Origin of the sequence: Corynebacterium sp. HMSC063G05 (genome assembly GCF_001810555.1) — a bacterium.
Taxonomy (GTDB): Bacteria; Actinomycetota; Actinomycetes; order Mycobacteriales; family Mycobacteriaceae; genus Corynebacterium; species Corynebacterium jeikeium_D.
Map to the genome: position 1 here is coordinate 18,399 of NZ_KV801845.1, position 23,434 is coordinate 41,832.

A 23,434-nucleotide genomic window follows, 5' to 3' on the forward strand; every position below is an offset into this window, starting at 1 on the left:
CTTAAGTCCCTAAAACGGGGTTGCATGAACTGGCGTGTTCCAATCATTATGGAATAGTGACTTCTCTCCTGTGCATCCTGTTCGTTACGGCAGCGCTTGCACCATGGACGATTAAGTGGCTCGGAACCCGCGGGTTCCTCGTACTCAGCCTCCCGCTGGCAGGCGGTGCCATCTACACCGGCACCCATCTCGTTCGCTTAGCTCTAGACAATGGCAACGGGGAAACTTCCGCACTCACGCAACCCGCCGTCACGCATTTTTCGTGGATGCCCATTATCCACTTGGATGTAAACCTGCGATTAGGTCCTATTGAATCGCTCTTCGGCACGCTGGTTTTGACCATCGGCTTTCTCGTACTGGTGTACTGCTCCGGTTACTTCATCAACCCGCCACTCGGCAAACGTCGCCGCGTAGGTTCCTTCGCAGCCCAAATGATCGCCTTCGCTGCGGCGATGTACGGCCTGGTCATCAGCGACAGCATCATGCTGATGTTCGTCTTCTGGGAAATTACCTCGGTTCTGTCCTTCCTCCTGGTGGGCTACTACGCCGAGCGCGCCTCCTCCCGTCGCGCAGCAGGCCAGGCGCTCCTGGTCACGACGCTGGGTGGCCTCATCATGCTGGTCGGTATCGTTCTGATGGGAGTGACCACCGGTTTCTGGAACTTCTCCGAACTCACCGCGCCTGGCGCTCTGACAGCGGCACAGCTGGACTCCACGGCAGTATCCACGGCCGCAATCCTGCTGGTCGTTGGTGCGCTGTCGAAGTCCGCTATCGCGCCCTTCCACTTCTGGCTACCCGGTGCAATGGCCGCCCCTACCCCGGTTTCTTCCTTCCTGCATTCGGCAGCGATGGTCAAAGCCGGTGTGTTCCTGGTTGCCCGGCTCGCGCCGACCTTCAATGACACCAACGCGTGGCAGCCAATCATCATCCCGCTCGGCCTCTTGACCATGATCATGGCCGGCTGGATGGCCCTGCGCCAGAAGGATCTCAAGCTGATTATGGCGTATGGCACTGTCAGCCAGTTGGGATTCATCATCACAGTCGCGTCGATAGGCACGCGTGCGACGATGCTGGCAGCCCTGGCACTGACGCTCGGCCATGCCATGTTCAAGGCCGCGCTGTTTATGGTCGCGGGCACAATTGACAGGCTGACTGGTACGCGCGATATCCGTGAGCTCTCTGGGCTCGGTAGAAAGTCGCCGCAGTTGCTGGTGATTTCGATTCTCGCCGCTGCATCGATGATGGGTGTGCCGCCATTCTTCGGCTTCGTCGCCAAGGAAGCTGCGCTGGAGGCCACGCTCAATGCTGATCCGCTGCATGGGATGCCGTCGGTGTTTACCACCATTGGCCTCGTCGTGGGTTCGATTCTGACCGTAGCGTACTCGCTGTACCTGCTGCGCGCCGCGTTTGCGACCAAGTCCAGCACCCACGCCAGCGGCGGTGGCACTTCCCCTGCCGTGGCAGAGATGGATTCCCCGACGTGGGATCAGATTGGCCCGGCTTGGCTGTTGGCGCTGGCAGGTTTGGTTTTCGGCCTGGTTCCCCGCGTCCTCGACTCGACTATCTCGCCCTACCTCACCAATGCCTACCCGAATGCGGAAGCAGAATCGCACCTGGCTCTCTGGCACGGTTTCACCCTTCCTCTGGCGCTGACAGCCACAATTCTGATCACAGGTGGCATCATGCACTGGCAGCGCAAACTGGTGCGTCAGCTACAGTTTGAACAGCCGGCTCTCGGTAGTGCCGATGCGCTTTACGACGGCATCCTGGACTTGGCCCGCCGTCTTTCTCTCCGTGCCACTGCTGCGACCCAGCGTGGTTCCCTTCCGTTGAATGAGGCGGTCATTTTGCTGACCCTCATCGTGCTGTCCATCGGTGCCTTGTTGCTCGGTGAGCGTGATGAGCTCCGGATGGAACTGTGGGACTCTGCACCGCAGGGCGCGGTCGCGTTGATTATGATCATCGCGGCTTTGGCCGCCACCCAACAGAAAAACAGGCTCTCCGGTGTCATCCTGGTAGGTGTGACCGGCTACGGCTTGGCCATTATCTTCGCCATGTACGGTGCACCTGATTTGGCTCTGACGCAGCTGCTGGTTGAGACGGTCTCAATGATTGTTTTCGTGTTGGTGCTGCGCACGCTCTCGCCGCGGGCACCGGCATCAAATCCGAGGTGGATACGACACCGTGCATGGCTGGCCATCGCAGTCGGTGTCACTGTCCCAGTGTTGGCCGCCTACGCTATGGGCTCCCGTCGTACTGAGCCAATCTCCGGCGACATTCCGCCGCTGGCTCACGACATTGGGCACGGCCAGAATGCGGTCAACGTACTTCTTGTCGATATCCGCGCCTGGGATACCTTCGGTGAAATCACCGTGCTGGTGATGGTGGCGCTGGGGATTACCTCGCTGGTATTCCGCACGCACACGATGCACATGCGCTCAAAGATTAAGCCACAGCGGAATCGTGCTCGCCGCAACACCCGCTGGTTGAACACCATCGATGAGTCCGGTGAAGCCGAGCGGTTGCGCTACCCAATCATGGTTCTGGTGGCATCGCGCGCGCTCTTCCCCGCCATGATGGTGGTTTCCATCTACCTCTTCTTCGCCGGCCACAACGATGTCGGTGGTGGCTTCGCAGGTGGCCTCGTGGCTGCGCTGGCACTGACCATGCGTTATCTCATCGGTGGGCATCGTGAACTGGCAGCAACTCTGCCAATTCCTACCGAGGTACTTCTCGGCGGCGGTTTGCTGGTGTCGGCACTCAGCGCGTTGTGGCCACTGTTTGTGGGGTGGGCACCGCTAACTTCTACGTATGGCTCGCGGGAAATTCCGCTGCTCGGAGATGTCACTGTTGTCTCCCCGATGCTCTTTGACCTGGGCGTATACATGATCGTGGTTAGCACGATTGTCTACATCCTGCGCAGTTTGGGCGGTGGCATCGACGCTCAGATAAACCTTCGCGCTGAGCGTGATCGTTCACGTCGTGTGAATCGAGCCGCACTCGGCCAGTCCCGCCAGCTGCGCAGCAAGTTGGCGGCGGCTAAGCCCGCAGGTGTTAAGTCCGCAGGCGCTAATCCCGCAAGCGTTAAACCTGCCGGCACTAAACCCGCAGACTCTGCCAACACAGCCACCTCAGAGGCTTCAGAACCGACAGCCCCAGCTAGGACCGAAGGAAAGGACACACACCCGTGATTCTCAATTTTGTTCTGCTAGCAACTGTCGGCACGCTGATTGCTACAGGGGTGTACCTGTTCCTCGATCGTTCGTTGACCAGGATGCTCATGGGACTGTTGCTGATGGGCAACGGTATCAACCTGCTCATCCTGCTTGGCTCTGGTTCGCCGGGACGGCCACCAATTTGGGATAGGGAATCGCTGGTCAGCGATGCTCAGGCAGACTCACTGCCCCAGGCCTTTATCCTCACCGCAATTGTTATTTCCATGGGCATGACCGCATTCCTGTTGGCTCTGCTCTATCGCCAGCACCGCTACCGCATCGGCGATCACGTGCAAGATGACCACGAGGACCGCAGCCTGGCAATGCGTCGGGCCAGCGACCCATCAGCTGCTCCGGACCACGACAAGTCCGACGATCCCACCACCGGTCGTCCCACAGAGGCCGGCGATAGCTTCGGTCCGGCCAGTTTCGAAAAGCCCGTGACCCCGCCATCAAACTCCCCAGGAGGTGACGACGATGACGACTGAGCAAATAATTCTGGCACTAATTCCGCTGCCTATCATCGTCCCCGCCGCCACCGCCGCAATTGCTCTGCTGCTGGCACGTTTTCCCAAAGCACAGCAGGCGATCGCGCTAATCTCGCTCGGCAGCCTGCTGGGAGTCGCCAGCGCCTTGGTGTATCTCATCTACGCGCACGGCGTCCACACGGTCCAGGTGGGCGGCTGGGACGCACCAATCGGCATCACGCTCGTAGCCGACAACCTCGCAGTGTTGATGATCACCGTCTCTCAGCTGGTCCTCTTTGCCGTGATGTGGTTCGGCATCGGCCAGGGTATTAGCGATGGTGACGAAGATGAGCCGATCTCCGTCTTCGTTCCGACGTACATGCTGCTCAACATGGGCGTCTCCATGGCCTTCCTGGCCGGCGATCTGTTCAACATGTACGTCGGCTTCGAGGTTCTGCTCGTAGCCTCCTACGTGTTGCTCACGCTGGGGGCATCGTCGTCACGCATTCGCGCAGGCGTGTCGTATGTGATGGTCAACATGTTGTCCTCGATGGTGTTCCTGCTGGCGATTGGCCTGGTTTATCAAGCGGTCGGCACGGTGAACTTCGCACACATTTCCCTGCGCATGGAGGACATCCCCGATGGCACCCGCACCGCGATCTTCGCAGTGCTGCTCGTCGCCTTCGCAGTGAAGGCGGCGGTGTTCCCGCTGTCGGCGTGGTTGCCAGACTCCTACCCCACCGCACCGTCGATGGTTACCGCGGTCTTCGCGGGGCTGCTGACGAAGGTGGGTGTCTACGCGATCATCCGCACGCGCAGTGTCGTTTTCCCAGACGGCAGGCTTGACGACGTCCTGATGTGGGCTGGCCTAGCGACAATGCTCATGGGCATTCTCGGTGCCATGGCCCAAAATGACATTAAACGTCTCTTGTCTTTTACGCTGGTATCCCACATCGGATACATGATCTTCGGTATTGCCGTCGGCAATACGCTGGGACTCGGCGGCGCGATTTTCTACATCGTCCACCACATTCTGGTGCAGACGGCATTGTTCCTGGTGGTCGGGCTTATCGAGCGCCAGGCGGGCTCGTCCTCCCTGCGCAGCCTCGGTAGCCTGGCCAAGACGTCGCCGCTGCTGGCGTTGCTATACCTCGTGCCCGCGCTCAACCTCGGTGGTATCCCACCGTTCTCAGGCTTCCTGGGCAAGGTCATGCTCATCGAGGCCGGCGCACAGAACGGATCCGCCACCGCATGGATTCTGGTTGCGGGATCTATCATCACCAGCCTGCTGACCCTCTACACCATGATTCTCGTCTGGTCGAAGGCCTTCTGGCGCGACCGTTCCGACGCCCCCGAGGGCGACACTGTGCTTGCGCAGCCAGCCGCGCTCCGGGAAAGGACTCAGATGGTTGCTATCGCAGAGCGTGACGACGTCGGCAAGATGCCACTCGGCATGGTGATGCCGACGGCTCTGCTGGTGATTGCTTCTGTGGGGGTTACCGTTCTGGCCGGGCCACTGTCCAATGTGGCTACCGAAGCGGCAAGCAACGTCGCGAATGTTGATGAGTACCGCGCAGCGGTCCTCGGTATCGACTCGGCCGATGACAAGGGCCTGGAGCAGCTGGAAAACCCAGGCCGCACCAAGAGCCCATGGAAGTCGGATTCGGCGACCGAACGTGCCACCAGCACGCTGGAAGGAGCAGGTGAAAGCTGATGAGTAAAACGCGCGCCAAGGTGGCTGCAAAGCGACCACCACGTATTTCAATCCTGCTCTTTTTATTCACAGTGATTATTTGGGTCATGCTGTGGGGCGAGGTGACATTTGCCAATGTGCTCTCGGGAATCCTGGTAGCCACGTTGCTGAACCTCGCCATGCCTATCCCGCCAAACAGCGCGCTGGATATCAACTTCGGTGGCATGGTGCGACTGTTCGGTTCTTGGACAATCGACTTTGTGAAGGCCTCTATCAGTGTCGCCTGGCTGGCCATCCGACGAGATGATCCGCCACCGACTGCCATTATCAAGGTCCCTATGCGCACCAATGACGATATTTCGCTCACGACTGCAATGGCACTGATTAACTTGCAGCCGGGCGGAATCATCGTGGACATCGACAAGCGGGAAAAGACGCTGACCATGCACATTCTCGACGCGTCGTCGACGAGCAAGGTAGCCGAGCAAATCAACCAGCTGACTCGAATCGAGCGTCGGGTTATTCGGGCGTTTGAAAACCGCGATGTCAACGAGCAACCGACCAAGTCGGTGCCAAGTGACAACCAGGTGAGCAGCGACAAGAGCAGCGAGAAGAGCAGCGAAAGGAGTAGCCGATGAACCCGGAAGTTTTTAACACTCTGCTCGGAGTGGCTGCCGCAGGCTATTTCATTGCGGTGATGATTACCCTCGGACACATGATCGCAGGCCCAAACTCGCTGGACCGCCTGGTGGCGCTGGAGTCGACGACTGCAATGCTGCAGGGCATGCTCGCTGCGTTCATGGCCTGGAGCTTGGACACCTCGGTGGTCTACCCGATGCTCATCATTGCGCTGCTCGGTTTCCTGTCTTCGCTGGCGGTCGCCAAGTTCCGTGTTCCGGATGACGGAAAGCAGCCCGCAAAGAGCTCCCGGAAGGGTGCGACGAAAGCGGCCGGAAAGGTCGCCACAAAGAAAACCGCACAGAAAGCGGCGCCTAAGGCAACACCGACAACGGCTCCGAAAACAGCGAAGGGAGAGTCCAAATGATTCTCGTGGCAGACATTATCGCCATCACACTCATTCTCACCGGAATGCTACTGTGCGTTGCAGCGTCCGTGGGATTGATACGCTTCCGCGACACCATCAGTCGGATGCACGCATCCTCCAAGCCACAAACACTGGGGCTAATTTTGACGCTGTCGGGCTCGCTTGTACACGTCGCCACGCACGCGTCAGCTCACACAACTACTAGCAGTGACTTGGCTCTATTGACCCTGATTATCCTGTTTGCTCTGGGAACATCGCCGATTGTTAGTAACCGCGTTGGCCACGAGGCGTTCAAGGAGAGGCTCGTCGACGAGGACAGCCTGGCCCGCGATGACAGCCGAGAATAACGAGAGGACAATGGCCTTAAGTTACTGACTGGGTTTATGACAAAGTGACTAGGTTTATGCACCTCAAAAGTGCTATAAGCCTAGTCACTATTTTTGTCTAGGAACACACCGCTTAACGACGGCTAGTCGTCTACTTGCTCGTGGAAATCTGCAGGCGCTATCGGATGCCCGGCGCGCAGTTCCTGCACCGCAAGATCCACGGCGGCACGCCACGGGGTGTGGCCAATGCGCTCTTCGTTCGCCCGTACGTCGTCCTCGGTAGCCATGGACGGCAGCGCCCCGGCCGCATCCGCCACAGTGCGCTGCCGCTCGTATGCCGCGCCCATTTCCACGATGTTGTTGACGAATTCCAGTTCGGCTCGGCAACCCAGTTCGTCGGCAAGCGGGGCGAGTTGAACCACAAGTTCACGGAGTTCGTCGCGAACCCACCGCTCGTCGGTATCGCGATTGACGATGACCAGCGCGTCCATGCCGTAGCGGGCGGCGCGCCACTTGTTTTCGGCGATGTGCCAGGACTGCAGCGACGGTAGCTCCTCGCCAGCCTCCCACATGCGGTCGTAGTAAACCGTCAGACAGTGCGTCAATGCCACGATAGCGGCGAGTTCCTGCAGGTTAGAGGTAGCGTCAGCGACACGAATCTCAATGGTGCCGTACTTTGATGCCGGGCGAATGTCCAAGTGCATCGAGCCGGTGTGATTGATGACGCCGGAGCGGGACTGGTCGTGCATGTAGGACTCCCACTCGGGCCACGTGTAAATCGCCGGCGGCTGACCCGCGGTGGGAAGCTGCTGGTAGAGCAGGCTTCGGTTGGAAGCGTAACCCATGTCCTCGCCGTTCCAGGCCGGTGAGGAGGCAGACAGCGCCAACATGTGCGGCAGCTTCGTTGCCAGAGCCTGAATAATCGGCCAAACGCGTTCGGAGTCTTTAATGCCTACGTGGACGTGGACTCCCCAGATAATCATCTGGTTCCCCCACCACTGAGTGCGGTTGATAATTTCGGAGTAGTGCCCCTTGGCACTGACCTGCTGAGCAGTACCGCGGGCGAACGGATGCGAGCCCGATGACCACACATCCACCCCAACGCGGTCAGCGGCATCGAGAACCATGTCCAGCTGGCTTTGGAGCTCCGCTACGGCATCGGGCACGTTCATGTGCACACCGGTGACGAGCTCCACGGTGTTGGCGAGGAACTCTCGCTGGAGCCCATGTCCGGGATGCTCCGCATCGATGATGTCGAGCACCTCGGCGGCAGCGGGGGCGGTGTCGCGCGTTCGTCGGTCAACGAACGCCACTTCCCATTCCACTCCCAGAGATGGCTGCGCCGATCCGGAAAATTGCTCAGTCATACCGCTATTTTTTCACACTAGGAGTCGTTTTCCTCAGTTGGCTCCGTCCAGGTGACGGTTTTTGCGCACGAGGCAAGGTCACCGTTGGAATCGACAAGCGCAACTGTGGTGAAACTGTCTTCATCCACCTTGGACGGAACGTTCCAGACATCTGCATTCCGTTTGTCATCGACGTGCACTTCGCCGATGACACCCAACCCTTCGGTTGCGGGGCTGCCGATGCCACTGCAGCCAGATGCACCACGCGCCTGCACTGTGTACTTGCCCTTATCCAAGGTAGTGAACTGACCTTTTTCGTCGGAAAGGCCCATCCATCCCTTGGCGCTCATGACCTGTACAGTTGCCAGCATTTTCATTGATCCGTCGTCGTTTGTTCGGATGAAGTTATAGGCGCTGACTCGCTCGGTCAGCTTCGGTGCAGCCGGATCTACGCTCACTGGCGCAGTGCTTGTCGACGCGCCTGCGTTCCCGTCCTTGTCGCTGCTGGATTCAACCCCCGAGCAGGACACCAACAGTGTTGCAGCACAACCCAACGCGGTGGCGACAGCAACACGACGACGCTTTACGGCGAACATAAAAACCTCACAGACCTCACTGGCTACTAGCAGAATACTAGTACCCCTTTTTCAGCCGTGATCTGTTTGAGACTGCAAAATATGCAAAAGCCCCGCCTAAGCCATGAAATGTGTGGCTTACGCGGGACTTGGAAAGCTATGGGGCTTCGCACCACGGCGGCAGGTTTTGACGCTTAGGCCGCAAACCTTAGTGAGAGACCAAAGCCTGGTGGGCCGGGAGTCTAGTGAGCCGGGTCAGTGGCGACCACGACGATTCCCGCCGGAGCGTCCCGGAGGCGGTCATCGCGAGGTGCGGCTTCCCAACCGTTGTCATGCGCGATCTGCTCAGCGGCGGCCTTTTCCTCTTCGTTCCTCGGGTCGAAGTAGACGGTGGTCTTCTCCCACACACCCATCTTCTCTTCAGGAGCATTGCCGGTCTCGCCGGCGCCCCAGCCCTGCTCGCCCATCTGCTTGGACAGGTCATCGGCGAGGCCCACGACCTCAGAGTTATTCAGGACACTGACCTTGACAGTCTTGCGGTCAATCTGGGGCGCTTCGTTGGCCTCATCCTGTGCCGGCGGATTCTCAGCGGGAGGAACCGGTTTGCCTGGCTCATTTGCCGGTGGCGGCGGCGGAACCTCGCCGTCACCATCTCCAGCAGCACCATCCTTTGCCGGATCACTGCCGTTGGCCGAGTCAGCAGGCGCACCAGAGTCAACCGGAGCGGATGCCGAGGTGTCATTCTGGCCGGTGTTCTCGGCATCGTCGCCACGTGTGCTGAGTGCATAGGCACCGTAGGCGACCAGGCACACGCCGATAGCGAGCAGCACGATAGCGAGAACGCGCATGTAGCGGCCATCACCGGCACCGTCGCCGATGTCGCCGTCATCAACACCATCAGCAGCTGCGGAATTGCTAGCAGTCCCAGCGCTGGCACCGGTAGAGGCGGCGGTGGCACCAGCAGCAGCTGCACCAGCGGCGGGAGCCGCAGATCTTGGCGCTGTGTGTTGAGCATCCGACGGCTCGGAGTACGCATGGGCGCCGCCAGCGGCGGGAGCCTCCGCGTAATCGCTGTACTCATCGAAGTCGTCGAAGTCGTCATCGAGTCGATGACGGCCCGGACGCGGCGAATTCTGAGGGTTTAGTTGGTCAGACACATCCCACATCCTATATGTTCTGCCGCCGAACCGTGAAGTGAAACTTGAACCTTATGCGTCGTGGTTGTCCCGCACGGCGCGCAGCCGATGAACCAACACGGGTTCGGCCGCTTCGGCTGCCGGAGAATCGAGAAGTCGCGAAAGTACCTGGTGGTAACGGATTGTGTTGTTGCCGAAGTCCTCGGCAAAGCGACGCCGAATTGCCTCCTGCCGCGCACCGGCCATACGCGGCCCACGGCGGGCAACTTTCAGCCATTCCTTCTCAAAATCCAGCATTTTCTGAGCCAAAACGGGTTCAATGCCGCTGGTATCACCCACGAGTCCGAGATGTTCGGATGAGTCAAGCCGCCGCTCGGCCTCAGGTTCGTGGCTGCCACCTATGGGCTTCTTGCTCACCACTTTCCGCACCCCGCTTTCCTTCTCACTCGCGCTGATCCTCTATTCTGCACGACACTGCCTATGCAGATACTTAGTGAAGATACATAGTAAGGCCCAGCCCCCACCTCACCTACGCCCCACCTACAACTCCCTGACACAACTCAGACATCACCAGGCGATTTAGAAAAGATGGACGCCGAGTAGAATCAGCGACATGACTATCCGTCCCATTGTGATTGCCGGAGACCCCGTTCTCCACACTCCTACCCAGCCGGTGACCGAGGACATCTCCGAGCTGCGTGAGCTCATCGAGGACATGTACGAAACCATGGACCGCGCCCACGGTGTGGGGCTGGCTGCCAACCAGGTGGGTGTCGGCAAGCGTCTGTTCGTCTACAACTGCCCCGATGACGACGATGTCTGGCACCGCGGCTGCGTCATCAATCCGGTGCTGACCACCAGTGAAATCCCGAAGACTATGCCTAACGACGACGGCTCCGATGACGAAGGTTGCCTCTCTGTGCCCGGCCTGTCCTTCCCCACCAACCGTGCGGAGAAGGCTGTTGTCACCGGCCTGGATGAAAACGGCGAAGAGGTCCGCATCGAGGCCACCGGTTTCTTCGCCCGCTGCATGCAGCACGAAGTCGGCCACCTGGATGGGTTCCTCTACACCGACTGCCTCACGGGCCGTTGGAAGCGCATGGCCAAGAAGGAAATCAAGCGCGCCGGTTGGACCGAGGGCGGCCTGACCTGGATGCCGGGCGTGGATCCGGATCCGTTCGGCCACGAGGATTAAATCGTGACGGATAGGCAATTGGAGTCGTCGGCAAGCGAAAATGCAGCCCAGAAGCTACCGATTTCCCGTTGGGGTGTCGGTGAGGTAGCGGTGGGACGTCGTGTCATTGTGCGGCGCGCGCTAACCGATGAAGAGGCGCTGGCCAGCGGCAAGAAGACTACGGACGTCATTGGGCATGTGCTCAGCATGGATCCGTTCGTCGTGCGTCCACAGGTTCGTGCTGGCGTGCGTGCCGACGAGTCCGTGGCAGCGGTGGACTTTAGCGATAAGCACATTTTGATTGTGAAGGCCCTGCCGGATCATCCGGTGCGCAATTCGGACATTCGCGCCGTGGAAACTGCGACAGCGAAGGCCTTCCCGGGTATCGCGCACGTGGTGGAGTCGGGCTGGCTGCTGCGTGCGGGCGATGGTATTACAGAGCGTTCCAACTCCGCGCTGCCGCTCGAGCCCGGAGCCAGCACTCAGCCGGTGCCGCTGGAGAAGATTAAGTCGTTTTACGATTCCCACGATTTGCCGGTGCGGATTGCGGTTCCGGATCGGATCGCCAAGCCTGCACAGGCACTGGTCGCTGGGTCAGAGTGGACGGTCGGGCCGGACATTGTGGTTATGACGCGCTCCCTCGATGGGGACTTGCCGCCCGTTGAATTGGCAACTGAAACGAACAGCGCCGAGCTGGCAGACGTGCAGGTGGACATCGCTGATCAGCCTGACGACGATTGGCTGGAGCTCTACCACTTCCGCGGCACTACGCTGCCCGAGCATGCGCTGCAGTTCCTGCGCAATGAAATTGATGGCCGCATGTGTTTCGGCCGGCTCCAAGTCCCTGATGACAGTGCGTCTGAGGGTATGCGCACAGTAGCTATTACACGCGGCACGCTGACCGAATCGGAGGACGGCCGCGTGTGGCTCGGATTCTCTGCCGTGGAAGTCGCAGCCGATATGCGCCGCCGAGGACTTGGCACCCTACTGGGAATTCAGATGATGCACTGGGGTGCGCAGCACGGGGCAGATTCTGCATATCTGCAGGTATTGGGCTCGAATGAGGCTGGCATTGCGCTGTACCGGACGCTCGGTTTTACCGAGCACCACCGGCACCGCTACGCGGAGCTGACAGGGGCTTAGGGGCCGGGGGCTCACGTTTCGCCCCTTCCCCGCTCACCCTGATGATCGCGCTACTTCCCGCGCTTAACCCGTTTAGTCCGCTTCAGCTGGTTGCCCTGCTGCTCTTTGCTGCCCATGCGATTGTCCATGCGGCGCTGTCCGCGCTGCAGCTCGCGCGTCTCCGGCTTTTCCACCACTCGAGTGCGAACCGAGAGTTCATGACGACCTCTCCCCAGCGGATCGCGTGAGGCAGCCATCGCAATCCAGCCAGCCAGGCCCGCAGAGACAAACCAACCGGCGACCGGAATCATCGACGGCAGAATCCAGGCATTGCGCACAAAACCATCGCGGGCTGAAACTGGCATCCCGTGTGCACCTTCAATTTTCATGCCCATGGCGTGCTTACCCGGAGAACCGTCGAAGATGGAGTCTCCCGCCACGCGGTAGAGGTAAAAACCACCGGGACCGAGGAAGAGGCTGATCAGCATCACCATTACGCCGCTGTCGGATGTCCCCGCGATGCTAGCGAGAACTGCAATAGAGGCAATCAACGCAGTGTAGATGACAGAATCCACCAGCAGCGCACCACCACGACGCACCACAGGGGCATTGGCCAGATTGGGGTCGAAGCCCAGGTGTACTGCCATTTGAGCGGTCAGCGGTGCAACTTTGGGGTTAGTGCTGAGCTCACCGAAGGAAGACACCCCGTAGCTAGCGGGGTACCCGCTTTCATAGCCGACCGGAATGTTTGCTACCGGATATGGCACTTCCTGATACGGCATTGCCGCACCGTACGCCGCATATGTGTCGTGCTCCCGATAAGCATTCCTGCCGCTACTACTCAGGTAATCCGCCGGACTGTACTCGCCGCCGTAACGGCGATCGTCCCAGTTAGCCAACCTCGAAACTCCCTTTCCTACCGGGCTTCCGCCCATCTAGTCCGCTTTTGTCCGCCTATTTTGTCACTGCTTTATTCAACGCATGAGGCCGCCGTTTCGTTCCCCTTTTACAATCGTTGATATGCGAATCTGTGTCTGGAACGTCAATTCGGCTCGAACCCGCCTCGACCGAATGGTGGAAATGCTGCGCCGGAATGACATTGATGTCCTGGCCGTCCAGGAAACCAAGTGCAGGGACGACCAATTTCCCACCGCTGCTTTTGAAGAGCTGGGATACCAAGTCGCCCACCACGGCCTGAATCAGTGGAATGGCGTTGCCATCATCTCCCGCGTCGGCCTTGAGGACATCCAGGCAGGGTTCCCCGGTCAGCCCGGTTTCAACAAGGACCCCGACGCAACTCCCGCATTGGAGGCCCGCCATATCGCTGCTACCTGCGGTGGCGTGCGCATCAACAGCCTCTACATCCCGAACGGCCGCGACATCACCGACCCGCACTTCGAGTACAAGCTCGAATTTTTGGAGCGGCTCCGTCAGCACATCATCGCCACGCTTGACGACGACCCGGAGGCCACCTTCATGATGGGCGGCGACTTCAACATCGCCCCGACCGACGGCGATGTCTGGTCAATGGCAGCCTTCGCGGGGAAAACACATGTCACACCACCTGAACGCGCAGCTTTCTATGCGCTGGAGCAGGCGGGTATGAAGGAAGTAACTCGCCAATTCACTCCAAACCAGTGGACCTACTGGGATTACAAGGCTGGCCGCTTTTTCAAGGATGAGGGCATGCGCATCGACTTCCAGCTCGCCTCCCCCGCCCTCGCGGCAAAGGCGTCCGCCGGATTCATCGACATCGAAGAGCGTCAGGGCAAAGGCGCATCCGACCATGCTCCGGTGATTGTGGATTACGAAGTGTAGATAAACGCGGCGGAAAAGCGCGTAGGCCTAGTTCCTACTAGGGGGTGTCGCTGGGGCCGTCGTAAAGCGGAGTCCTTGCTGCCAGCCCCTAAAATCAGGGGCAGAAATGTGCGATAAAGCACCCGCACAACACTTATGAGTCTAACTTTTTGTTCAATCTACAAATTTTCACCACAGAAAGTTATTTCGACGATATAAGGTGTTTATTCAGAACATCAATTCATTACGTCGGGAAGGAAGATCATGACTTCTGCACGCTCCCCTCAGCGCACCACCACCCCGGAGCCAGCGAGCGGCTTCCCCACCGCGGATGACTCAACTGAGTCCGATGAATCCCTGCGCGAAAGCGTGCAGAAGATTTCCATCGGCCTGTATGACTTCCTTGCGTCGACTCGCCGCCTCGGTGAGCGCCCGAATGCCAGGATGGACATTTCCCAGTCGGAAATGGAAGTACTGCACTTTATTTCGACCCACCCGGGCTGCGGCGTATCCGACATTGCACGCCTGCGTTTCCTGCGCCCGTCCAACGTTTCGGCAACAGTCCGCCGTCTACTCGACAACGGGCTGATTGAACGCGAGAACAATGCAAAGGATCGCCGTGCGCAGAACCTCTATGTCTCCAGCGATGGCGAGACCCTGCTGGAGCAACTTATCGACCACTGGGGTGCGCTGGTGTACGAAATTGTGCGGACGATGTCGCAAAAGGACGTGCGTGCGCTAATTAAGGCACTGCCTTCGCTGCTGAAGCTGGCGGAGCACTCGGAAAGCTATGTTGAGGAGCACCAGCGCCGCCAGGAGCCGTTCTAAAAGCGCGCCGCTAAACCCTTCTTACTAGGTACGATGATGCTCATGGCTATTACTTTGAAGAAGGCAAAAAACGTAAAGACCGCTCCATTGGTGGCCACCGGCCTCATCGGCGGCTGGCTCACCGCTCGCGAAACAGGCATTCGCCCGCTCGGTGGCGTCATCTTGGGCGCCGCCGGCGCATATGCAGCACGCACCTGGAACGCAAAGACCGGCGCCCTGGGAGCCACTGGTCTGGTGGCCGCCTACCTCGGCGCTTTCGGCCTCTCACACCCGCTGGCCAAGAAGATTGGCGCATGGCCGTCCGTCCTGACCGTCACCGCGCTGGCTGCTGGCGCAGCAGCAGTTGCCGACTCCAAGTAAGCAACAAGTAGACAAGCCGCTCTCCCGACTTAAAAGTCACACCGGGGAGCGGCTTTGGTGTGCCAATCTCAGCGTGCAGCCTCAATGGTCGGTGTTAACCTCAGACCTTAGCCACCTAGTCAAGGGCCTCCAGCAATTTCTCGAGGTGCGCGCGCACCCGGGGCCACGATTCCACGAAAGGCGGCAGCAGATCGAGGCTGTCGACGTCGTCAAGCGGAATCCAGCGCAGCTCTAGAGACTCTTCGTTCGGATGCGTCTCCAGCTCTTCGGCAGCTAGTGCGTAAACCGTGTGGTACTTCCAGCCGCCGGCGAGCTCGGGGCGGTCCGGATCGGCCGGGAAGGGGCCGGTGGTGACCTGCGTGTCGAGGATGCGAAGCTGATGCTCCAGCAGCCCAGTTTCCTCAGCCGTTTCACGCAGCGCGGTCGCCTCAGGAGTCTCATGAGAATCACAAGCCCCACCAGGAACACCCCACGTTAGGGGGAACGATGTCCAGTCAGCTCGATACTGCATAAGCACCGTGCGCTGAGGGCTCACAATCAGCAGCCCTGCAGCTCCGAAGCGTCCCCAGCAGCGCGTACCGTTGGGGCCGGCTGCCCAACCATTTCCATCCTGAAGCATGTCTCCACCCTACGCCAGATACCCTTGTGTTTTCCGTCACAAGCCCGAGCGACTAAGATTTGCAAGGAACTAACGTTGCTCTGAGCGGAGAGATTGTCGCAGGCGACTTCGGTCACGTCGGAAGGACACGTGCACATGGGTGAAACCACTTCAAGTGCGCCTCATTCCCGCGCCCACGACAAAAGCCGAAACCCATTCCACCGCAAGAATCGCGCTCCACGCCGAACTCGTTTCAGCGGTCGCACCACTCCCGGCGGCGAAAGCTTAGACACACACACTGCGGCTCAGGCGGCAAAGGAATCGAAAGATACTCCCGCCTCCACCCCGGCTCCCGAGAGCGCGGCACCATCAACTGCTCTGGACACTACAGAGTCCTCGGCTAATGCCCCAGCAACGGCCGCAACCCCAACAGCCCTGGCAGACTCTCCGCGCGATACAGACTTGCGCGTGGATGCCCTGGAGATTGGCCCGCGCAACCGGAGATTGACACGTTTTCTCGGTGAGCGCCTCTACGACAAACTCGGCCCGTCGGCCACGTATGTGCGCCGGTCAGCGTCATTTTTGATAACGTCACCGGGCCGATTGACCATAGTCGCCCTCATCCTCATCGTCGCTATCCTGGCAGCCGGCCTATCCATGTGGCAAACAACCTCGCAACGCCAGCAGCAGCTCACCCGAATTTCACAACTGAGCGAGCCGATGGCCAATGCCTCGCAGAATCTCTATGCCTCGCTGACGATTGCCGATGCGTCGGCCAACACCGCTTTTTCCCGCGGCACGCTCAACAGCAGCCAGGACTTGGTCAGCAACTTCGACGATGTCATCGCACAAGCATCCATGTCCGCTACCCGCGCAGCTACGGGCATTGAAAACGTCGATGATCCAGAGATGAAGGATGTCGCGACTGTACAGCGACTGTTGCCGGTCTACACCGGCATGGTCGAGACAGCTCGCGCGAATGCGCGCCAGGGCAACCCCGTCAGTGTCGCGTACCTCGCCTCTGCCTCAAACTTGATGCAGGTCCAGATTCTGCCAGCTGCAAAATCGCTCTACGAACGCACCAGTACCACCACTAATGAGGAGCAGCGCGAACTATCGAAACCACCTCTTTTCCCGATGTCAGGCCTGGCAGCGGCAATTTTGATGCTGCTAATCACACAGTGGTGGCTGACTCGCCGCACCGGTCGACTATTCAACGTCGGCCTGTTTGGTGCAACCATGCTGATGGCCATCGCACTTGTCGGTGTGGGAATCGCCACCACTCAGCCGTGGCAGTCTAACTCCCTCTTCGGAGAGCAGCGCCCGGACGTTCATGCCCTAACCCAAGTACGCATTGATGCCCAGCAGCTACGCGCCAGCGAAACCCTCGGCTTAGTGCGCCGTCAGCCCGCGGATGCGGAGTCCTTCTCGCAGTCGGTGCGCACCCTGGTCGGCGAGCTGGAAAGAGTGGACGCCAACGCGCCGGACGACGATGTCAGAGCCGCCATCCACGGTATCTACAGCTGGGAGTCCGGCCACAACCTGATGATGGGGCACTTGAGTTCAGGAGACTACGCCGGTGCGGTTCGCATCGCGACCGATGTGGATAATGCCAGCTCGTCGGCGACTGCGTTCAACCAGGTCGATGAGTCGCTACAGAATTCCATCGCCGAGTCCCGCCTGACCGCCCGTGAGAACCTCGACCAATCCCGTCGCGCTATCGCGGCACTGTCCCTCGCCACGGTTACGCTGACCGTCATCGCGGCAGTTCTGGTTGTTTTCGGCTTCCGACACCGGCTTCTGGAGTACCTATGATCGTTTCGTTCTCCCCGTCGCTCCACAGTCTCGCCGGTTGGCGGCGCAGGGCCGTCCTTGGTGCACTCGCCATCGCCGGGCTCACCGTCAGTGCCTGCGCGACCGATTCGCTTGCCGACGATCCCTACTCGCGCACAATCCTGGAGGCCACCGGTGACTTCCCCCTGCCACCGGGCGCGTTCTACGACAAAGCCTCCTCGAGGAAGCCTGCGGCAGAAGCCAACGCCCCAGATCTGTCCACACTCGCCCCCGATGACCAAACACCGGAAGAGCGAATCCCGGAGATTTACCAGCGCGGCCGCATCATCGTTGGTGTTGACCAATCATTGAACCTGCTCAGCTTCCGCGACTTCAGCACTGGAGAGCTCTCGGGGTTTGAAGTATCCCTGGCACAAGAGATTGCCCGGGACATCTTTGACAATCCCGATGCTGTCGAGTTTCGGTTCGTCGACAGCAACGAACGCACTGCCGCACTCGAAGACGGCACTGTCGATGTCGTTTTGCGCACTATGACGGTCACCGATGCCCGGCGCGAAAGGGTGCTGTTCTCCGCACCGTATTTGACAGCACGAGCTGGAGTTCTAGTCTCTTCGCCGGGTGGCGATGCTTCCCCCGAGGACGTCGAGGACGGTCGCATCTGCGTTTCCCGGGGATCCACTACCGAGGATTTGATTCGACGGCTCTCGCCGAACAATACGCTGCTGTTGGTCGGTAACTGGTCGGATTGCCTCATTTCACTTCAAAACAGCCAGGCAGAGATTGTCGTTGCCGATGACACCATTCTCGCTGGTATCAACGACCAAGATCCGGCCACCGCCATTGTCCAGCGGGGCTTGAACGAGGAAAGCTACGCGGCCGGTGTATCCAAGGGGAACCCAGGCCTAGTTCGCCAAATCAACGCGACCCTGGAGCGTATGGCGAGCGACGGCACCTGGCAGTCCCTCTACGACACTTGGTTCGGCCCCTTCCTGCCAAGCGGTACACAGCCATCGCCGCAGTACGGCGACGACGAAGACATACTTGGAATCTCCCCCACACCGGAAGCTGCTCCAGAAGGCGAGGTGGAAAACCGATGAGCGACGAAAACCAGTACTCCGAGCAAGCCCAGCATCCCCAGTACACGCCGGAGCCCCAGGAGGATGCTCACGCAGAGGCAGAGGCAGCTGCCACTCAGGCCGTCGCCTTCGACCCATTCGCCGATGAAGACGACGAACAAGAGCCCGGCACTGCCGCTGTCGCCTTCGACCCTTTTGCGGACGATGATGACGATGACGAAGAGTTCGATATCGCCGAATTGTTGGGGCGCGGGGGCTCGTCGTCAAGCGCGACGACCCAACCCGGCACCCAGACGCCAGATCCGTCGATGGCCTCGCACCGGAAAGCGTTGGAGGACTTCCGCCGGAGGCGATCGAATGCACACCGCGGACGCACTGTCGCCGACGGCATGGTACACCTGCCGTACATCACAACGCAGGATCCGCGCGATGCAGTAATGAGTGATGAGAAGATTCGAGCGACGAATAAGCCAGCGCCGAGCCTGAAAGCCGGCGATATCGTGGCGGATCAGTACGAGATTGTGGGACCGATTGCCCACGGTGGTCTCGGCTGGATCTATCTGGCGATTGACCACAATGTCTCGGATCGTTGGGTCGTGCTCAAGGGCATGATGGCAGCGAAAAACGAGAAGGATTTCGCCGTAGTCCAGGCGGAACGCGAGTTCCTCGCGGAAATCTCGCATCCGGGAATTGTGAAGATCATCAACTTCATCGATGAGACGGACGCCAACAGCGCCACCGGCTTCATTGTGATGGAGTACGTCGGCGGCCCGTCGTTACGCAAGCAGCGACGGAGCTACCCAGACGGCGTCATGCCCTGTGACCTAGCGATTGGCTACATCCTGGAGCTGCTCCCCGCGCTGGATTACCTGCACTCGCGCGGCGTTGTCTACAACGATTTGAAGCCGGACAACGTGCTGCTCAGCGAAGACCACGTCACGCTTATCGACGTTGGCGCGGTCACCGGCATCGGCGCCTACGGCCATATCTACGGCACGCCCGGTTTCCAGGCGCCGGAGATTGCCACGACGGGACCGACGATTGCCAGCGATATCTACACAGTCGGCCGCACGCTGGCCTCCCTGATTCTGAAGTTGCCGGCGACCAACGGCGTCTACGACCCGGGGCTACCCTCACCTGTCGAAGAGCCTCTATTCCGCCGTTTTTACTCGCTCTACCGCTTCCTACTACGCGCTTGCCACGAGAACCCGGAGGCTCGCTTCGGTTCTGCCGAAGAGATGAGTGTGCAGCTCATCGGCGTATTGCGCGAGATTCTGGCGGTGCGCGACGGCGTGCAATTCCCGCAGGCGGTGTCGAATTTCTCGCCGCAGCGTTCCACGTACGGCACCAAGCACCTGGTGTTCCGCACCGATCAGCTTGTCGACGGCATCACCCGCGGCGTGGAAATCACTCCGCAAGAAGTGACCTTCGCGCTGCCTGTACCACTGATTAACCCGACAGATCCGGGTGCGCGCATCTTGAGTGCCTCGTCGTTTACAGAGCCCAACGAACTTATCGAAACACTGACCAATGCGCTGTCCGAACCCGAGTATGGCTCTTCCGTGGAAATTCCACTGGGCATCGTGCGTGCGAAACTGGACCTCGGATTAATTGATGAGGCCCGCGACAGCCTCCGCGATGTCTCTGAACGTTTGCAGCGCGATTGGCGTTACCACTGGTACGAGGGCGTGACTTATTTGCTTCTCGACCAATTCAACGATGCCCTCGCCTCGTTCCACCACGTGCTGACGATGCTGCCCGGCGAGCCCGCCCCGAAGTTGGCGCTGGCAGCGACTCTCGAGTTGATTCAACAGCGCTTGGGCATCGCCAACGCATCTCTCCTCGAGCCCGCTGTCGCCCGCGCCGCCGCGAACTTGAGCAGCGCGCTGGATAATGTCGCTGCCGATACGCCCGAGATCTTCTCCCCCGCCTGGGCCAGCGAGTCCCTGTCGCCTCAGACGATTCGTTTCAACACCCTGCGTCTCTACGCCGTCGTGTGGGCGGCCAACCCGACGACGGTATCCTCCGCCTTCGGGCTAGCTCGTCAGCTGGCCTCTGAGCGCCAACACGAAATGGCTATCTCCCAGCTTGACCGCGTACCCGGTAACTCCCGTCACCATCGCATGGCACGTTTGACGACGATTCTGATGCTCACCTCAGGGATGCCCTCCGAGTTAACTGAATCGAGAATTCGCCGTGCTGCGCGTCGTCTGGTGGAGCTGCCGACGAATGAACCGCGCATGCCACAGCTGCGCATCGCCGTGATGGCGTCCGCGCTGAACTGGTTGCGCAGCTCGAACCTCGACCATGCAGCTAGCTCCAATGGTCTTTTCGATGCGCCCTTTACCGTGGCCGGCCTGCGTGAAGGATTGGAAAAAGACTTACGGATGCTGGCACGCTCTTCGCAGTTTCCGCGACACCGCTACAACTTGGTGGATATCGCAAATCTCATTCGGCCACGGACTTGGCGTTAGCTCTCTAACAGCTCCTTACCGAACCTGGTCAAACATGCTGTTGTGGGCCTGAGCGCCACCCCAGAATTGGTGAATAAAGAGAGAATTGCCTTTCGTGGTTTAAGATATCCTCTATGTTTGCCTCTTCGAAATCCTCTCTCCGCAGCGCTAAGCGCGTAATTATCAGCGCTGCAGCCCTCACCACCGCCTTTGGTATTGGGGCCGGCACTGCCGTTGCCCTGCCGGTTTCTCCAGACCTGCAGTCGCTTAGCCAGAGTGTTCGGGACCTCAAGCTGCCGGAGATCTCGACTCTGAATTCGGGCGACCTTGCCCCTGAGCTCTCTGAGGTACTGGATTCCTCTTCGGTGAAGCTGCCGGATTCGGTCGTCGCTCTGATTAATGAAAACTTCAAGTTCGCTGAAAACAACAAGCAGGTGGCGGACAAGGTCAAAACTCAGCTGCTGAACGCCATCGACAGCCTGCCGTTGCCAGCTGCACAGAAGGCCGAAGCCACCCGCGTCGTCAACGAGATTTTCGGTTTGCTGGGGGGCCAGGACGAGCCGTCGCAGCCTGAGCCGGCGCCTGCCCCTGCTCCACAGCCAGAGCAGAAGCCACGCCCTGAACCACGCCCAGAGCCAAACAACCCGTGCCCGCCGAGCGCCCGCGCATGCGTTGACCTGGCTAACCAGAAGACCTGGCTGCAGGAAAATGGCAACATCACCTACGGTCCGGTGCCAATGTCCTCCGGTATGCCGGGTTACGAAACCACCCGCGGCCACCTGAGCGTTACCCGCAAGGTCCGCGATGAGTGGTCCCGTCCTTACAACGGTCCGATGCCGTTCTCGGTGTACTTCACCAACGACGGCGAAGCTTTCCACGAGGGCTCTGTTAATCAGATGTCCCACGGCTGCATCCACCTGAACCACGATGATGCTGTGAAGTACTTCGATACCCTGCAGGTCGGCGACGGCGTCTACATCTGGTAGTTAGCTGCGCTGATGCGTTGAAACGATGACCGGGTGACTGAGCCTGTTGAGGCATAGGCGCAGTCGCCCCGGCGGTGAAAAATGAGCTCGCCCCACTAGGTTCTTCCAGTTTGGAAGGCAGTGGGAGCGAGCTCATTTTTGTTGAGTTACAGCTGCCGATTCAACAGATGGGGCATCTAGCAGCCGTCGATTACGGAGGGTTACAGGAGCCCCTGCCTACTCGTCAGTGCCCCTGCCTCAAAACCTACTCCACGAAGCTCATTGCGTAGCGAGCAATGGCCAGTTCCTCATTGGTCGGTACCACGAAGACCTTGACCTTCGAGTCCTCCGCCGAAATCAGACGCGGGCCGTCATTCGGCTGGGAGTTGAGCTCGTCATCAATCTTGATACCGAAGTTCTCAAGCTCAGCCATCGAATCACGGCGAATACCGACATGGTTCTCACCGACACCTGCGGTGAAGGTGATGGCATCGAGGCGGCCGAGAATCAGCATGTAAGAACCAATGTAGCGGCGCAGCTGGTGGACATACATCTGGTATGCAGCCCAAGCATCCGGGTCGTGGTCATCCATGCGCTCCTGCAGAACCCGGAAGTCATTGACACCAGAGACACCCTTCAGACCGGACTGGCGGTTGCACAGATTGTCGATCTCGTCGATGCTCATGCCGTTGCGGTAGAGGTGGAAGATGACGCCCGGGTCAATGTCACCGGTACGAGTGCCCATCATCAGACCAGCCAGCGGGGTCAGCCCCATCGAGGTATCCACCGCCTGGCCACCTCGGATAGCCGCACACGACGCACCATTACCCAGGTGCAGCGTAATCTGGTTGATTTCCTCTGCCGGCTTATTCAGAAGGTCCGGCACCTGCTTGGAAACAAACTCATGCGAGGTGCCGTGGAAGCCGTAACGACGGATATCAAACTTCGATGCGACCTCTGCGTTGAGCGGGTACAGAGCAGCAGCTGGCGGCATGGTGTGGAAGAAACCAGTGTCGAAGACGGCGACGTGAGGCACGTCCGAAAGCAGCTTGCGAGACTCCTCGATGCCTACGATATTGGCCGGGTTGTGCAGCGGCGCCAGCGGAATAAGGTCGCGGATCATGCCGACGATTTCGTCGGTAATCAGCTCCGGTCCAGAGAACAGGCGACCACCGTGAACGACGCGGTGACCGACGGCCGCAATATCCACCGACTCCGGACCAACACCGTGCTCATCCATCAGCTCGAACGCGCGGTCAAGACCACTGGCGTGGTCAGCGATCGGCTCAGTGATTTCAATCTTCTGTCCGGAGAACTTCAGATTAATAATGCCGTCTTCTTCACCAATGCGCTCCACCAGACCGGAGACATACGGCGGCTGCGTTGAGTCCTTCTCCGGATCTACCAGCTGAAACTTGATAGAGGAGGAACCGGAGTTCAAAACAAGTACGTGACGGGACATAA

General features: G+C 59.5%; 22 protein-coding genes. 15 read left to right on the forward strand and 7 right to left on the reverse strand.

The genetic code is table 11. From position 1 onward, the window contains the following. Window positions 1–53 precede the first annotated feature (53 nt). The 6 genes from HMPREF2751_RS03285 to HMPREF2751_RS03310 are packed head-to-tail and all read left to right on the forward strand — an operon-like array spanning window position 54 to window position 6,767. On the forward strand, window positions 54–3,191 hold the full coding sequence (locus tag HMPREF2751_RS03285; protein WP_083304401.1) for a Na+/H+ antiporter subunit A: 3,138 nt from the start codon (window positions 54–56) through the stop codon (window positions 3,189–3,191). Next, window positions 3,188–3,703, forward strand: coding sequence for a Na(+)/H(+) antiporter subunit C (locus tag HMPREF2751_RS03290; RefSeq protein ID WP_048760372.1), 516 nt, complete (start codon window positions 3,188–3,190; stop codon window positions 3,701–3,703). Before HMPREF2751_RS03285 ends, HMPREF2751_RS03290 begins: the two co-directional genes overlap by 4 nt. Further along, a complete protein-coding gene (locus tag HMPREF2751_RS03295) occupies window positions 3,693–5,396 on the forward strand; it encodes a Na+/H+ antiporter subunit D (RefSeq protein ID WP_049193797.1) in 1,704 nt (567 codons plus the stop codon). The genes HMPREF2751_RS03290 and HMPREF2751_RS03295 overlap by 11 nt, the downstream gene beginning before the upstream one ends. Further along, on the forward strand, window positions 5,396–6,013 hold the full coding sequence (locus HMPREF2751_RS03300; RefSeq protein WP_070595441.1) for a Na+/H+ antiporter subunit E: 618 nt from the start codon (window positions 5,396–5,398) through the stop codon (window positions 6,011–6,013). Before HMPREF2751_RS03295 ends, HMPREF2751_RS03300 begins: the two co-directional genes overlap by 1 nt. Beyond that, the gene (locus HMPREF2751_RS03305; protein ID WP_049189490.1) at window positions 6,010–6,420 is read left to right on the forward strand and encodes a monovalent cation/H+ antiporter complex subunit F; all 411 of its coding nucleotides are present in this window, start codon (window positions 6,010–6,012) and stop codon (window positions 6,418–6,420) included. Before HMPREF2751_RS03300 ends, HMPREF2751_RS03305 begins: the two co-directional genes overlap by 4 nt. Then, complete coding sequence (locus HMPREF2751_RS03310) at window positions 6,417–6,767, forward strand: monovalent cation/H(+) antiporter subunit G (protein WP_016421509.1); 351 nt, start codon at window positions 6,417–6,419, stop codon at window positions 6,765–6,767. The genes HMPREF2751_RS03305 and HMPREF2751_RS03310 overlap by 4 nt, the downstream gene beginning before the upstream one ends. Before the next feature lie 122 nt (window positions 6,768–6,889). On the opposite strand, the gene HMPREF2751_RS03315 is transcribed toward HMPREF2751_RS03310, so the two are convergent. From HMPREF2751_RS03315 to HMPREF2751_RS03330, 4 genes are all read right to left on the reverse strand, one after another. Continuing rightward, window positions 6,890–8,113, reverse strand: coding sequence for a glutamate--cysteine ligase (locus HMPREF2751_RS03315; RefSeq protein WP_016421510.1), 1,224 nt, complete (start codon window positions 8,111–8,113; stop codon window positions 6,890–6,892). A 17-nt stretch (window positions 8,114–8,130) separates the two neighbouring features. Further along, entirely contained in the window at window positions 8,131–8,688 is a 558-nt protein-coding gene (locus HMPREF2751_RS03320) for a hypothetical protein (RefSeq protein WP_049169906.1), read from the reverse strand. 221 nt (window positions 8,689–8,909) lie between these two features. Next, window positions 8,910–9,824, reverse strand: coding sequence for a LytR C-terminal domain-containing protein (locus HMPREF2751_RS03325; protein ID WP_070595500.1), 915 nt, complete (start codon window positions 9,822–9,824; stop codon window positions 8,910–8,912). Window positions 9,825–9,875: 51 nt separating this feature from the next. After that, on the reverse strand, window positions 9,876–10,220 hold the full coding sequence (locus tag HMPREF2751_RS03330) for a DUF3263 domain-containing protein (protein ID WP_224786666.1): 345 nt from the start codon (window positions 10,218–10,220) through the stop codon (window positions 9,876–9,878). Between the two features lie 196 nt (window positions 10,221–10,416). On the opposite strand from HMPREF2751_RS03330, the gene HMPREF2751_RS03335 reads away from it, so the two are divergent. After that, on the forward strand, window positions 10,417–10,998 hold the full coding sequence (locus HMPREF2751_RS03335) for a peptide deformylase (RefSeq protein ID WP_016421514.1): 582 nt from the start codon (window positions 10,417–10,419) through the stop codon (window positions 10,996–10,998). 3 nt (window positions 10,999–11,001) lie between these two features. Continuing rightward, entirely contained in the window at window positions 11,002–12,120 is a 1,119-nt protein-coding gene (locus HMPREF2751_RS03340; RefSeq protein ID WP_016421515.1) for an N-acetylglutamate synthase, CG3035 family, read from the forward strand. 50 nt (window positions 12,121–12,170) lie between these two features. Here HMPREF2751_RS03340 and HMPREF2751_RS03345 read toward each other — a convergent pair whose 3' ends face one another. Further along, on the reverse strand, window positions 12,171–12,998 hold the full coding sequence (locus HMPREF2751_RS03345; protein WP_246819353.1) for an RDD family protein: 828 nt from the start codon (window positions 12,996–12,998) through the stop codon (window positions 12,171–12,173). Between the two features lie 121 nt (window positions 12,999–13,119). Between HMPREF2751_RS03345 and HMPREF2751_RS03350 the strand changes: the two genes are divergently transcribed. From HMPREF2751_RS03350 to HMPREF2751_RS03360, 3 genes are all read left to right on the forward strand, one after another. Continuing rightward, window positions 13,120–13,917 carry an exodeoxyribonuclease III gene (locus HMPREF2751_RS03350; protein ID WP_049189484.1) on the forward strand — a complete coding sequence of 266 codons (798 nt, stop codon included), beginning with the start codon at window positions 13,120–13,122 and terminating at the stop codon, window positions 13,915–13,917. A gap of 243 nt (window positions 13,918–14,160) precedes the next feature. Next, window positions 14,161–14,724 carry a MarR family winged helix-turn-helix transcriptional regulator gene (locus HMPREF2751_RS03355; RefSeq protein WP_016421518.1) on the forward strand — a complete coding sequence of 188 codons (564 nt, stop codon included), beginning with the start codon at window positions 14,161–14,163 and terminating at the stop codon, window positions 14,722–14,724. A gap of 42 nt (window positions 14,725–14,766) precedes the next feature. Further along, entirely contained in the window at window positions 14,767–15,084 is a 318-nt protein-coding gene (locus HMPREF2751_RS03360) for a hypothetical protein (protein ID WP_180950649.1), read from the forward strand. Between the two features lie 115 nt (window positions 15,085–15,199). On the opposite strand, the gene HMPREF2751_RS03365 is transcribed toward HMPREF2751_RS03360, so the two are convergent. Next, complete coding sequence (locus tag HMPREF2751_RS03365; RefSeq protein WP_070595447.1) at window positions 15,200–15,703, reverse strand: NUDIX domain-containing protein; 504 nt, start codon at window positions 15,701–15,703, stop codon at window positions 15,200–15,202. Between the two features lie 135 nt (window positions 15,704–15,838). Here HMPREF2751_RS03365 and HMPREF2751_RS03370 point away from each other — a divergent pair, with 135 nt between their 5' ends. The 4 genes from HMPREF2751_RS03370 to HMPREF2751_RS03385 all read left to right on the forward strand — a co-directional run bounded on the left by HMPREF2751_RS03370 (window position 15,839) and on the right by HMPREF2751_RS03385 (window position 21,991). Continuing rightward, window positions 15,839–17,497 carry a hypothetical protein gene (locus tag HMPREF2751_RS03370; protein WP_070595449.1) on the forward strand — a complete coding sequence of 553 codons (1,659 nt, stop codon included), beginning with the start codon at window positions 15,839–15,841 and terminating at the stop codon, window positions 17,495–17,497. Then, window positions 17,494–18,573: a glutamate ABC transporter substrate-binding protein gene (locus HMPREF2751_RS03375; protein ID WP_070595450.1), complete on the forward strand. Its 1,080-nt coding sequence runs from the start codon at window positions 17,494–17,496 to the stop codon at window positions 18,571–18,573. Before HMPREF2751_RS03370 ends, HMPREF2751_RS03375 begins: the two co-directional genes overlap by 4 nt. Then, window positions 18,570–21,026, forward strand: coding sequence for a serine/threonine protein kinase (locus tag HMPREF2751_RS03380; protein WP_016421523.1), 2,457 nt, complete (start codon window positions 18,570–18,572; stop codon window positions 21,024–21,026). The genes HMPREF2751_RS03375 and HMPREF2751_RS03380 overlap by 4 nt, the downstream gene beginning before the upstream one ends. 113 nt (window positions 21,027–21,139) lie before the next feature. Further along, on the forward strand, window positions 21,140–21,991 hold the full coding sequence (locus tag HMPREF2751_RS03385; RefSeq protein WP_016421524.1) for a L,D-transpeptidase: 852 nt from the start codon (window positions 21,140–21,142) through the stop codon (window positions 21,989–21,991). 244 nt (window positions 21,992–22,235) lie between these two features. Here HMPREF2751_RS03385 and HMPREF2751_RS03390 read toward each other — a convergent pair whose 3' ends face one another. Next, window positions 22,236–23,432, reverse strand: coding sequence for an acetate kinase (locus HMPREF2751_RS03390; RefSeq protein ID WP_016421525.1), 1,197 nt, complete (start codon window positions 23,430–23,432; stop codon window positions 22,236–22,238). Window positions 23,433–23,434 lie beyond the last annotated feature (2 nt).